The following is a 12,871-nucleotide window of genomic DNA, read 5'->3' on the forward strand; positions in this document are numbered from 1 at the left end:
GAACAAACTTCCTTCTCGACCGAGATACTGGCCGGCGTATCCTCTTTTCTGGCTACTGCCTATATCATTGTTGTCAATCCTTCCATACTCAGCCAGACCGGAATGCCATTTTCGGCGGTGCTCACTGCTACAATTCTTGTCGCCTTTTTCAGCAGCTTCATGATGGGGCTTTATGCCAACAATCCGATCCTGGTTGCACCCGGAATGGGCTTGAATGCATTTTTTACATTCACGGCGGTATTTACCTACAAGTTGTCCTGGGAAGTTGCATTGGGTACGGTGTTCTGGTCAGGGATTTTCTTTCTGCTGCTTTCCGTATTTAACATCCGCTCCTACATCGTGAAAGCAATTCCCAAGCCGCTGCGTTATGCAATTGCCTCAGGGATCGGGTTGTTTATTACTTTGATCGGGTTTGCCAATGCCAAATTTATTGTCCCTAACCCGGCCACGATGATCAGTATCGGAAACCTGAATGCATCCACGCTCACTTTCATAGCAGGCTTGCTGATCACCGTGATCCTGCTGATACGGAATGTAAAAGGCGGTATCCTGATAGGTATTGTGCTCACCAGTCTGCTGGCCTGGCCTATCGGGCGCTGGTGGGGCGGAACTGAGCCGCTTGTTACCATTTCCGGCATTGTGTCACCACCGGATTTCAGCCTGCTTTTCCGTCTGGACCTGGTTAATTCGCTCAAATGGAGCCTGGCGCCTGTGATCCTTGCATTTGTTTTCACAGATATGTTCGACAGCCTTTCCACATTCGTGGGACTGGCAGAAGCTTCTGTGCTGCTCGACGAAAATGGCGAGCCGCGCAATATCCGCCGCTCGTTGATTGTGGACGCTTTTTCAACAACCCTCGCCGGACTTACCGGCAGCAGTCCCGGTACTGCCTACATTGAGTCAGCGGTGGGCATTGAGCAGGGCGGCAAAACGGGACTTACCGCAATTGCGGGCGCATTGCTTTTCCTGCCATTCCTGTTCCTGTCCCCATTATTGAGCGCGGTACCTGCGATAGCTACTGCACCGGCGCTGGTACTGGTGGGTGTATTTATGATGAAGCCGGTTGTAAAGATCAACTGGACCCAGTTGCACGAAGCGTTCCCGGCTTTCCTTGCGATGGTACTTATTCCGTTTACCTACTCCATTACGCAGGGGATTATCTGGGGCTTTCTGAGCTGGACAGCATTACATATCGCGACGGGCCGCGCGAGAGAGATCAGTCTGGCACTCATTATCATAGACTTATTCGCGATTCTTGCATTAATATTCTAATTGTTTTCATGAAAAAATCTTTGCTGCTTTTTGTTTTTTGTTTGTTTCAAATTGATGTCAATGCCCAGGAAACGATCGGGATACTGGGTGCTTTCCCGCCTGAGCTGGTACATTTACGGGCCAATCTGGTGAATGCAAAAGATACCGTGATCCGGTCGGCGAGGTTCATTACGGGGCAGCTGCGCGGGAAGAATGTGGTACTTGCGCAAACCGGCGTAGGAAAAGTAAATGCGGCAATCACAACCACGTTAATGCTTGAACATTTTAACCCGAAACAACTGATATTCTCCGGAATCGCAGGTGCCGTGGATCCCGCGCTCAGGCTAGGCGACATTGTGATCGGTACGGACATTACCTACCATGATTTCGGCGCAGTGAAAGATGATGCAATGGAATATTGGGCTACCAAAAACCCGCTCACGAACCTGGCCAACCCCGTTACTTTCAAATGCGACCCGGCACTGATTGCAAAAGCAACGGAAGTATCTAAAGGATTAACTTTTCAGCAGATCCAGCGAAAATCTGGCAGCAGGATGCCCGCGGTAAAACAGGGCGTAATCGTCACAGGTGATGTTTTTGTTTCTTCCAAAAAAATAACAGACCGGCTGCTGAAAGATCTGAAAGCTGCAGCTACTGAAATGGAAGGCGCGGCTGTGGCACAAACCTGCTATCAGCAAAGCGTTCCGTTTTTAATCATCAGAAGTATGAGCGACAATGCCAACGAAAATGCGAAAGATGATATGGGTAACTTTTATGATATCGCTGCCACCAATGCAGCTACCCTGGTAATGGCGGTTGTGGGAGGGAAATAAAAAAACCCTGCTTAAAACAGGGTTTTTGGTTCTAAAATGCTTGTTATCAATCCTTTTTGGCTTCGGATTTTGGTTTCCTATCCTTCGCTATGCTTGTTTTTCCTTCCTGAATTGCTTTTTTATTAGTGCCCTGGCTTTGATTGCCTGGCAATTTGGTCTTTCCGGTAGTACCGCCATTTCCATCGTCACCGCCTGGCGTAGACCTGTCGCCCGCGCCGGTTGCCCTGCCTGGCTGTGAAGCTCCGTCAGATTTCTGGTGACCTGTGCCACTTGCCGTTTTTCGATCCCCTGTTGTGGCGCTGCGGCCTGTTCCCGGCGTGCTGTTGGAAACGTCAGAAGTATCTCCCCCGGCCTTGGTTTTGGGGTTGGTTGAAATGGTTGTAGACTGTCCAAAGGCTACCCCTGACGCTGTCAGAAGGAAAAATGCCAGTGATAAGAATGTAGTTTTCATGATTTGCTGCAAGTTTTGCTGATGAAAACCCACATTCCTAAATAACCATTCCAGCGAGCCTTATTCCATTATAATATCAACAGGCGCGTCACCTTTTTTTGAATTGGGAGGATATTGAAGTCTGAGCTTTTTGCCTTGTTCGTCTGCCTCCTCCAGCAGCTCGAAAGTGCGCCGCTCTCCTACCATCAGCAGCGCCTGGAACAAAATACCGGCGTAGGCGCTTTCCTTGCTGCCGGGGCCTTTTTCCTTTGCAAGATCATTGTAGTAACCAAACAGGTCTTTACCTTTTCCCATATCGTTCGTTTTACATTTCACCCCTCATTCACAAAAATGCGTGCCCGCAGCCTTGTAACCGGCTTTGCTGCAACATTTAAGAGTCCAAAGGAAAGAAGGCTGGCGACTTACTTATCAGCCGCATTCAATGCGCGGCGGGACAGCAGCTCGGTTTTCATTTTATCAAATGTTTCAAAAGGCGCCTGCAATGCAAAGTAGTTGACAATATGTGCAGGAATGAAACCGCCCGGATCAACCCGCAGCATGTATTCGAGCTTCACTTTTGCATTGCCGACTGGCGTAATCGTCCACTTGCTCTCGGATTGGGTAATCCTTACCAATCCCTTTTTTGCAGGAATGTGTCCGGGCACGGCGGGGGAATTGACAGTAACAACCTGCGATGAAAGGTCACGCGTGATGGTCATGTGGCTTACAAAGTCGCGGTTATCGAGGGGCCACGGGAGGCTTACTTCGGTATAGTAATAAAGCTCATCTTCCGAGATCTTTCTGATCAGCTCGCAACGTTTGGTGTGGCACATCCATTTGCCGGTCGCGGGAATATCTTTCAGCAAACTCAGCACTTCGGCGGTCGTGGCCTGCATAGTGCATGCTGCTCTAAGGACTTTAATCCTGGAACCAGCTACCGTGCGGCTGTATATCCTCACGTCCCCGCGGCTGGCTGCCAGGACCCATTCAGCCTGGCCCAGCACGGCGGTAAGTGAAAGATTTAAAATCAGCAAAGTCAGGATTATTCTTATCATGGCCCGGTAAATTGGCAACTGTCTGCCGGCACCACAATGCGAACTTTTCAGGTTGCAACAAAAGCGCTCCCAGTTGCACGATAATTCTTTTGAACTGAAAAGCTGGTGCCTGATTTTCAGGCAGCTCTACCCTTTTTTCCCGGGTATATAAAATGAAACCGTTGTACGGAATGTTTCCGCCAGCCGGCTGCTTTCCTTTACAGGAATAATGTAGGCGAGATCGGCATTGAAGTTTTGGAAAATGCGTGCGCCTGCGCCAACTGTGATAACCTGCTGACCTGCTTTTTTCTGGCTTCCACCATAGTAGCCGCTGCGCAGCGCCACTACGTTTTTATACCAGTATTCAGCACCCACAGAAAACATAATCTCCTGGAACTCTTCCTTGAAGCCGCCCGGCGCATCCGAGAAAGACCTTAATGCACTTGCTAACACCGCCCCATCCTGTCCGCTCTGGCCTGCTGCCGGTGTAGGAACCATCAGTTTGCTTAAATCGGCTACCAGATTGATCCGGTGCTTGCCCGTAACGGTATAGGAAAGTCCGCCACCAATGCGGAGTTTGGCAGGAAGAAAGTATTTGCCACCTGATCCGAAATCGATCTTATTGCCCAGGTTGGATGCGATTGCCCCAAGCGACCAGTTAAAATCCTCCCCTCCCTGGCCGCCGGTCACCTGCTTGTGATAGTATGCACTGATATCTGCCGCAACAGATTGCCCCTTTTTAATCGTGCCGACGCGAATGCTACTATACCCCAAATCGGAGCTGATGTATTTCAGTGTAGCGCCCATGGAGAAGTTTTTCCCGAGCTGCCGCGAATAGGAAGCACTGACAGCGATATCGGACGTTTGCTTCGTGTCTCCATTCATAAGCCAAGTCTCGTAATCGAAGTATTGAACCGAAGCGGAAACGGCCTGTTTTCCGCCTAACTTCTTATAAGCACTTGCATAGCCCACCCAATAATCATCAACGAGCTCCGGCAGCCAGCGAAAAAAAGAGGCAGAGGCGCCAAAGTCCTTTTCTGCGTTGGCAAGCTTGGCCGGATTAATGTAGGTGGCGTTTGCATCGGGGCTCAACGCGACGCCGGCATAACCCATCGCGCCGGTCCGGGCGTCGGGAACTACACTCAGAATGTCAGGCTGACCATAGGGAATTCTCAGGACACCGGGGATTTGCGCGATTGACTCAGTACAAACAGGCACAAAAAAGCTGAGCAGAAGCAATTTCTTCATCATGGCAGTAAGCATTAAAGTTGAAGGTTTGGTAAAGCGGTTACAAAACCCGAACGTTTATCAGCCTTAAATATTACAACTAGTTTTACAGATAAGTTACCTCCTTTGATATCTCTGAATCAGGATCTTATCAAAATCACTCTGCAAAATAATTCTGCCTCTGCACACAATATTTCACAAAAACCGTAAAGTCTAAATTGATCTTTGGTAACAAAGCTTTATCTTGACGCTCCCAACGCAACCCTCTATATTTAATCTTGAAACCTGATAGCGCTCAGCTACTTGCCAATCAAACAGCAGGTATCACAGTATGCCGGACCAACACTGCGGCCCAAAGAGCAGAAGTGCCTATCAGAGAGCAGGTTTCCAGCTTCTTTTCTCATTTATTTGACACTTCTGACTGGCCGCCGCGCTGGTATTGCGGAGAATGGTCTGACTTTCACGGCTGGTTATACATCATTTCGGATGTAATGATCTGGGCAGCATACTTCGCCATTCCTATTCTGCTGCTTGCACTGCTGCGAAAAAGAAAGGATATACCCTTTCACGGCGTGTTTTTATTGTTTGTTGCATTCATTCTGCTTTGCGGTCTCACGCATTTGGTCGACGCCTGGATTTTCTGGTGGCCTATATACCGGGTTAGTGCGCTGTTGCGCCTGGCCACGGCGATCGTATCCGTGATCACGGTTTATGCTCTGTATAAAACACTTCCCCGCGTGCTGAATGCGCGTTCCGTGGAGGAGTATGAACAGGAGATTGCAAAGCGTAAGATTGTAGAGGAAAAGCTCGCTGCCAGTGAGTTCCTGCTCTCCGAAGCAGGGAGGATCAGCGAAGTGGGCGGCTGGGAAACAGACCTGCTGACCAAAAAACGGATGTGGTCAAAAACGATTTACGACATCCTTGAACTGCCGGAAGATTACCCGCTTAATGAGCTCAGCCTGTACAGTCACGTGCAGGAATCTTTTCGTACGGATGCGAATGAAGCGGTAAATAAAGCGATTTCGGACGGTGTGGAATGGGACAAGGAACTGATCGCGACCACATTGACAGGAAAGTCGGTGTGGGTAAGATCGACGGGGCGGCCTTTGTACGATGACAACGGAAAAGTGACCAAGCTGCGCGGCATTTTCATGAATATCGACCGCTACAAATAGGCAGAACTGGCACTTAGCAAATCACTGGAAGTGACCACGCGCAACAATGAGCAGCTCAAAAATTTCACGCATATCCTGTCACACAACATCCGCAATCACGCCAGCAACATGGTGCTGCTTTCGACGCTGATTGATCCGGAAAAGCTGGATGAAGATAATGCGCAGCTTTTTGATAAAATGAAAGACGTATCCAATGGACTGAATGCGACATTGGAGGATTTATCAAAGGCGATCAAGATCAAGGACCATGTTGTTCAAAGCGAGCAGCTGGATTTTCGGGTGGTGACAGAAAAAGTACTGAACATCTTCGGCACCGACCTGAATATGAATAATGCAGAGGTATTTCTCGAATTTGATGAAGAAACTGTGCTTTTCCCGAGGGTATATCTCGAAAGTATCGTCACCAATCTGGTATCCAATACAGTGAAGTACAGAAATCCTTCGGAGCAACTGCGGATTATTCTTAAATCTTACAAGAACCGGCAGGGGAAAACTGTACTGGAATGCCGCGACAACGGACTGGGGATCGACCTGGACCTTCATCGAAAGAAGATATTTGGCCTTTACAAGACTTTTCACAATCACAAAGACGCACACGGCGTCGGGTTGTTTCTGGTCAAAACGCAGATTGAGTCTCAGGGAGGACATATTGAGGTGGAGAGTACGCCTGGATTAGGAACAGCATTTAAATTGATTTTCAATGAACAAGGTTAACCGGTTATGGGTAGTTGACGACGACGAGATTTACAGGTTCGCTATCAAAATCATTATCAATCGCGCCTGCATTGCAGAACAGACGTTCTACTTCGATAATGGGCAAGTTGCCGTTGATGCTTTTATTGAAAACCTCAGCGATCCCAGCCAATTGCCGGATCTGATCCTCCTTGATCTAAATATGCCGGTATTGGACGGCTGGCAGTTCCTTGATGCGGTGGGCAAGCTGCTTCCTTCGCTTTCGAAAAAAGTAAACATATTCCTGGTAAGCTCATCCAATGATGAGGAAGACTTTGAAAGAGCAAGGTCGCTGCGGGACGTACATGATCTGATCGTAAAACCACTGACGATTAAAGCCTTAAATGAAGTTATGTTGCGTTTACAGGAAGGTCCCGTTGCATGCTGATGTTTGCGTTGCTTTTCTGATACAACTGTTATCATAAGCTACTGAGGAGCACAGCATTCCCGGTATACTTAGCTGCAATGCCGTTTTTACGACAATAATGATATTTATAAGATCAAAATTTTGATACTTATTACAACATTCTTACATTTGTAATGTTACTAATCACTGACATTCAACAAACTGTAAGATGAAAAGTATTCACATCAACAATAATCACCCGAGTACACTAACAAATATCCGGCACCATATGCTGGAGTACCTGCTGATCTTTTCCTGCGACGAGGTTACCAAAGCACATATCGCAAGTGTAAAGCAGTTTTTTGAACGCCGCTACGGCTGCTATTATGCAGCTAATCTTACCCCGCATCTGGCACTGATGCAATGCATCATTCACCAAAGCAAAATGGACCGCGTGATCCAGGGTTGCAGGAAAATTGCCCAGACCACTGATCCATTCGAAATGGAACTGAGCGGCTTCAACAAATATGAGCACGGCACGATGTATATCGATGTGGAAGACAAGGTTTCGCACCATATTCTGGGAATAGTAAAGAAACTGAAAGCAGATATTGACAAACACATTCAACAATGGTCACCTGCCGAACACGAGTACTGCACAGACCCACATTATACAATCGCGCGGAACATGAACAATAAGCAGCTGGAACAAGCCTGGTTTGAATGGAAGTATCAGAAGTTCGCAGCCAGTTTTCCGGTAACAGAAATGCAGCTGCTGCGAAGATCCCTTGTTAAGGGAGACAAATTCCAGATCGTCGAGCGCTTCCCGCTCCAAGGCCTCACCCAGGCTACATTCGTGCAGGCAGCGTTGTTTTAATGATGGAGGAAAGGGAGGACGGAGGAAAGGGAGGAAGTTCCTGGATACTGGTTGGACCAATACAGCCACTTTCCGAATGTGATCGCTTTTTTTTATCCGTATCCCCTGATCTTTTTTTCAGTTAAGTTCTGCGTATATACAATAGCGGTATACACACAGACTAAAAGCCTCGCCGAAGTATATGCTGCCTTTAAATTTTTTGATAAATGTCAAAAAAAGAGCAGGTACTTATATTGAATATTAACAAATCAAAAACGCAAAATGAGAACAAAATGCTCATTTAGAATTAGTTACCTTTAACATAGAAATACCTGCCGCATTTATGCGGTTTCGGAAGGCAACAATCTGCTTAGCAGTTAATCAGGGATTTTTTGAACTTTGTGGCGTAACACAACATACACTTCATCACATGAATCCCTTCATCGATCTGCTTAAAGAGAATATTGAATTGCCGGAAGGATTACAGGAAAGACTAAATCATTTCACAATACACAGGCGTTTTAGGAAGAATGTGCGGCTTATTTCAAGTGGCGCAGTTTGCAAGGAGCTATACTTTCTTAAGAAAGGATTGGCTAGGGTGTTTTATTATAAGGATGGGAAAGATGTTACCGCCTGTTTTGTGTTTGAAAATCAGGTTGTAAGCGCAGTTGACAGCCTGTTGTCCGGCACGCCCACTGCCTACAACATTGAGCTGCTGGAAAATTCCGAAGTATATAGCTTGCCCCTCCGCAAGATAGAATCCCTGTATGAAGAATATCCCGTGGTATTGCGGCTGCCTCTGGCACTGACTACCAAAAGCTATCTTTTTCTTGATGAACGGGTTAAGACCTTTGCTTCCTGCGGCGCAGAGGAAAGGTACCAGATCATGCTCGTTCAGCTACCTGATATTTTCAACCGTGTGAAACTGGGTCATATTGCCTCATACATCGGCATTTCTCAGGAGCATCTTAGCAGGCTGCGGAGCAATTACAAGCAGCAAAAAAAGCAGCAACAACGATTTTGATATTTATCAAAGGAATTGACCCTGAAACGTGTCAGTTTTGGCGATTATAAGTCGATCGTAACCACCTCTTTCTATACACCACAATGATGAAGAAACAGTACTTCTCCCGGCTGTCAGCAAACATTTTCTGCTATTTGCTCGTATTAAATGGCTATTCTGGCAAAGCCTTCCAAGTTTCGCAACGATTATTTTCAGACACAGCAGTTTCCACTCCCACCCGGATGCTGGTTGTAGGTGGCTCCGTGGCAGCTGGCGTGCAGAATGGCGGATTGTATCGGGAAGCACAGCTGACTGCCTACCCCAATCTGCTGGCTAGCCAAATGGGCATCAGCCTGAAACAGCCGCTCTTTGATACTGCGCATTCCAATGGGTCAGGGTACAAGACGCTGATCCGGGACAATGGCCCCACATTCAGGTATAGCCAGGTCACCAATCACTTAGCCTACATCCGGGACTCGAAAGACAGTACTTTGATCAAGTACAATGGAAGTGTTGATAACCTGGCACTACCCTATTTCAATCCGCGAAGCGCCTGGAAAGATTTTGATTATTATGCATCGCTCAACTTACCAAGTACCGAATCGCAGGATTTTATTCCATTCTTTAAAAGACTGTTGCCGGATGCGGAAGCTAATAACGGTCACACTAACTACCTGAGTTATTTAAGATCCCAAACCACGCCTGATTTTCTTGTTTTTGATGTGGGAATGGACGGTCACCTGAGAAGCGCATTAGTGGGTGGCGATCCCGCTCAACTACCCGCGCCTGAGGAAGGTGAACGTGGAGAAAAATCGGAATTTGCATACGTCAGGGATGCCGCCAAAAAGGGAAGCAGAGGAGTTCTAGTCAACATTCCTGATGTGATGGACTTGCCCTATTTCAAACTTTATACATTGGAGAAACTGCGGCAGCTGTGTCCAGAATGTAAACTGGCAGTCAAAGCAGACTGTGGACCTGTCAGGGAGGCAAATGCTGCTGATGTGTTGTTGCCGGGTGAAAAGATTGAAAAACTATTTTCAGGCAATTCTCAGCAAGAGGTGCTGAGCGAGCGAGAAGTTTTATCCATTGACCAAAACTGCGATGAAACACGAGGCTACCGCCAGGTTAACTGGTATAATGAATACTATGTCAACTATATAGCGGATCAGAACAATATTGCGCTGCTGGACTTATACAGGCTTTACAAAAAGATCAATGCGGGTGGCTATACCACGGACGATGGTGTATTTGTGGATCCTGCATTCCCGGACGGAAACTTCTACTCAGACGATGCAATTCACCCGACCAGCTTCGGGCAGGCAGTGATTGCGAACGAATGCATCAAGGCAATAAATGCCTGTTACGGTTTGAAAATACCGCTGCTGACTACCGCATCTTATTTGAAGAAGTGACAATCCGTAACAATCAATCTGCCTTTCAACAACACACCAACAATATCATGAAAAACCTTTTTATATCCCTCCTCTTTTTTACCTGCTTCTTCAATGCAAACGCGCAAATGTCGATCTCTCTTCCGTTAGAGCGGTCTGTGTTCCAACGCAATGCGAATGGACAAGCCAGCGTGGCTATTGCCGGGCAAGTAAGGCCAGGCTCTCCTATCGGAACAAATTTTGTGATCAAGTACAGAACTACCTCCCTCGACAAGAACGGAAATCCACTGGCGGCGGCAACGATTTGGAACAGCGGCCTGGCGAGTACGCCCTATGCAGGTGTATTTAAATTTTCGGCCACCTTCAATACCGGCTGGTATTTGCTGGAAGTTGGCGCCTTTGAAGGCAATAACAATTTCCCAACCACCTCCGGAGCTGTAAAGTTCGGAGTAGGCGAAGTTGTTTTTATTGCCGGTCAATCCAATGCACAAGGGACTGATAATATCACGAACTCTGCTGTCAACCCTACCTTCTACGACTGCGTTAATTCCATTAGCAACAATCAGATCTGCAAAAACACCTACCAGTTTCCGTATATCGAAAAAATCGTAGATGGAAAGCTGATTACTCCGTCGGGTAATCGTTCAGCCTGGTTTTACGGGCATTTGGGCAAGCGCATTGCAGACGAACTGATACCAGGAACAGTTGTACCGACTTTGTTTTTCAATGCAGCATTTACCGGATCCTCGGTGGAGAATTGGGCAAAGACTGCCGAGAGTGATGTAGAGATTGCACCTTTGCCGCTCTTAAACGGACAACCATGCTGTGCTTTTGTTACCCCGGAAAAAGGGTGGTTTAACGACTGGGATACTCAGGGACCCGAGGGACAACCTTACAAAACATTAAAAAACTCCTTGACCTACTTTGGCAGCATGTTTGGCGCGAGATGTGTACTATGGCATCAGGGCGAGTCAGATAACGTCTTGAACACTTCAGAGTTGAGTTATGATTCAAAGCTCCAAATTGTCTTGAACAAAAGCCGGGAACATTTTAGCAATAACCTAAGCTGGGCCATTTCAAGGGCGACATGGTATATGGGTACCGTAGACCCCGCTGTAATCGCAGGTCAGCAGAAAACTAGAACATATACAGGAAATCTCCAACAAGGGCCCTCAGCTGCTGCTGTTTGGAATTCCGACAATATCCCAGCTTCGAAACGCAGAGCTGATGACAATACTCATTTTATCGCACCTGGCCTAGTCGATGCTGGCAATCAGGCATTTGAAGCATTCAAAACAGGCTTTGGTTTTACTCCGATAAAGAACATGACTTCGGTATCAGCCACTACACCTCCAAACTTGACAATTACCAAAAGTGGTGCAAACGTCACCATCAAAGCACCAGCCGGCTATACTTACAAATGGGTGGAGGGCGATAACCATATTACTACTGCCTTCTCATCAGCACAAAGTATTACGGTTAGCAACAGTAACTGGAAATCCTATCGCTGCTACATCATCAGCCCAACCCGAACGATGGTAAGTCAGGCTGTGTACACGCCCATGCTGGCAGTCGGCGGAGCAGCTCGAATGGGAGCTGAGGAGGAAGCTATAATTGAAAAAGAAGAATTTGTTCCGGTCCAGATTACGCCTAATCCGGCAAAGGAAAAGACGGTGGTTCGTTATACCCTGCGTGAACCTTCGCTCGTACGCATTGATCTTGTTGACTTGAATGGTCACATACTATTTACTTCCGGCGAGCATGCTTATGCTGCAGGCAACCAAGAGCAAACGCTTGATCTAAGCAAACTTTTTGTTGGCTCTTATGTATGTAGAATCAAGATTGGCAGCTACTTCGTATCGAGGCATTTTGTTCTTGAACGCTGATATCTGAATACAATGCTTATGAAAATCTTGATATTCAAAAATCATGACTTAACTATACTACATACTACTATGAGGCGACTAGCCATAATTTACTGGATGTTATTAGCGGTTCTGCTCGGTTGTAAGGAAGAGGACGTACGACCTGCCGTCCTCGAACTCTATGATATTTACGATTTGAAAGTAGAAGGTGTTCCTAAAGAAAATCTAACAACTCACCCGAAACAAAGTTTTGTTATATATCTTCCTGCTAACTATCAGGGTGGACAGAAACTTAAAATCTCTTTTAGACATTCGAAGAAAGGTAAAGTCGATAAATCTTTCAACAAAGATGGCTGGATTAACGGGAGTATCGTATACGAAGGGAACATAATAGGGATAGGAAGTCTGCTAATTGCAGTTATACCCTACAAACCAGCTGAAATCCTGCCGAATGGTAAACCTTACCGCTTTCCTCTTGTTGGGAAAGAAACCCTTTTAAATTTCTTTGCGAGAAATTGGGGTACCGATTTGGAGCCAACAGATATCCACCAGCATGCGTCATTTGTCAATAAAGCATCTGGAAAGGTCATTACTACATCCAGTTTTTCTTCCATCCCGGCCAAAGAAGGCGACCCTACTCCAGTGTCAATCAAGATCCCGATTGATATGGATCCAGGAGAATATAAAATAGTAATCTATCGTCGGGATAAACCGATTGAATTACCTGA

14 protein-coding genes are annotated in these 12,871 nt (G+C 46.8%); 10 read left to right on the forward strand and 4 right to left on the reverse strand.

Annotation, left to right across the window (positions count from 1 at the left end; translation table 11 throughout):
- Both ACTIE6_RS04460 and ACTIE6_RS04465 read left to right on the forward strand, forming a co-directional pair.
- Nucleotides 1-1,272, forward strand: a 1,272-nt coding sequence (locus tag ACTIE6_RS04460) for an NCS2 family permease (RefSeq protein ID WP_439555481.1), incomplete at its 5' end; no start/stop codon positions are given.
- Nucleotides 1,273-1,280: 8 nt separating this feature from the next.
- On the forward strand, nucleotides 1,281-2,084 hold the full coding sequence (locus ACTIE6_RS04465; protein ID WP_439555482.1) for a 5'-methylthioadenosine/adenosylhomocysteine nucleosidase: 804 nt from the start codon (nucleotides 1,281-1,283) through the stop codon (nucleotides 2,082-2,084).
- A 46-nt stretch (nucleotides 2,085-2,130) separates the two neighbouring features.
- Here ACTIE6_RS04465 and ACTIE6_RS04470 read toward each other — a convergent pair whose 3' ends face one another.
- From ACTIE6_RS04470 to porV, 4 genes are all read right to left on the reverse strand, one after another.
- The gene (locus tag ACTIE6_RS04470) at nucleotides 2,131-2,535 is read right to left on the reverse strand and encodes a hypothetical protein (protein ID WP_439555483.1); all 405 of its coding nucleotides are present in this window, start codon (nucleotides 2,533-2,535) and stop codon (nucleotides 2,131-2,133) included.
- A 60-nt stretch (nucleotides 2,536-2,595) separates the two neighbouring features.
- Entirely contained in the window at nucleotides 2,596-2,829 is a 234-nt protein-coding gene (locus tag ACTIE6_RS04475; protein ID WP_439555484.1) for a hypothetical protein, read from the reverse strand.
- A 107-nt stretch (nucleotides 2,830-2,936) separates the two neighbouring features.
- Nucleotides 2,937-3,569, reverse strand: a complete 633-nt coding sequence (locus ACTIE6_RS04480) for an START domain-containing protein (RefSeq protein ID WP_439555485.1) — start codon at nucleotides 3,567-3,569, stop codon at nucleotides 2,937-2,939.
- Nucleotides 3,570-3,695: 126 nt separating this feature from the next.
- Nucleotides 3,696-4,799, reverse strand: a complete 1,104-nt coding sequence (gene porV / locus ACTIE6_RS04485) for a type IX secretion system outer membrane channel protein PorV (protein ID WP_439555486.1) — start codon at nucleotides 4,797-4,799, stop codon at nucleotides 3,696-3,698.
- 254 nt (nucleotides 4,800-5,053) lie between these two features.
- Here porV and ACTIE6_RS04490 point away from each other — a divergent pair, with 254 nt between their 5' ends.
- The 8 genes from ACTIE6_RS04490 to ACTIE6_RS04525 all read left to right on the forward strand — a co-directional run.
- A complete protein-coding gene (locus tag ACTIE6_RS04490) occupies nucleotides 5,054-5,950 on the forward strand; it encodes a PAS domain-containing protein (protein WP_439555487.1) in 897 nt (298 codons plus the stop codon).
- 30 nt (nucleotides 5,951-5,980) lie between these two features.
- On the forward strand, nucleotides 5,981-6,664 hold the full coding sequence (locus ACTIE6_RS04495) for a sensor histidine kinase (protein ID WP_439555488.1): 684 nt from the start codon (nucleotides 5,981-5,983) through the stop codon (nucleotides 6,662-6,664).
- Nucleotides 6,651-7,070 carry a response regulator gene (locus tag ACTIE6_RS04500; RefSeq protein WP_439555489.1) on the forward strand — a complete coding sequence of 140 codons (420 nt, stop codon included), beginning with the start codon at nucleotides 6,651-6,653 and terminating at the stop codon, nucleotides 7,068-7,070. The genes ACTIE6_RS04495 and ACTIE6_RS04500 overlap by 14 nt, the downstream gene beginning before the upstream one ends.
- A 187-nt stretch (nucleotides 7,071-7,257) precedes the next feature.
- Nucleotides 7,258-7,905 carry a 2'-5' RNA ligase family protein gene (locus ACTIE6_RS04505; protein WP_439555490.1) on the forward strand — a complete coding sequence of 216 codons (648 nt, stop codon included), beginning with the start codon at nucleotides 7,258-7,260 and terminating at the stop codon, nucleotides 7,903-7,905.
- Between the two features lie 409 nt (nucleotides 7,906-8,314).
- Nucleotides 8,315-8,908 carry a Crp/Fnr family transcriptional regulator gene (locus tag ACTIE6_RS04510; protein WP_439555491.1) on the forward strand — a complete coding sequence of 198 codons (594 nt, stop codon included), beginning with the start codon at nucleotides 8,315-8,317 and terminating at the stop codon, nucleotides 8,906-8,908.
- Between the two features lie 83 nt (nucleotides 8,909-8,991).
- A complete protein-coding gene (locus ACTIE6_RS04515; RefSeq protein ID WP_439555492.1) occupies nucleotides 8,992-10,299 on the forward strand; it encodes a hypothetical protein in 1,308 nt (435 codons plus the stop codon).
- Nucleotides 10,300-10,346: 47 nt separating this feature from the next.
- Entirely contained in the window at nucleotides 10,347-12,164 is a 1,818-nt protein-coding gene (locus tag ACTIE6_RS04520; protein ID WP_439555493.1) for a sialate O-acetylesterase, read from the forward strand.
- Nucleotides 12,165-12,182: 18 nt separating this feature from the next.
- On the forward strand, nucleotides 12,183-12,871 hold a 689-nt coding region (locus tag ACTIE6_RS04525; RefSeq protein ID WP_439555494.1), incomplete at its 3' end, for a hypothetical protein.

The organism is Dyadobacter sp. (genome assembly GCF_051859145.1).
Lineage (GTDB): Bacteria > Bacteroidota > Bacteroidia > Cytophagales > Spirosomataceae > Dyadobacter.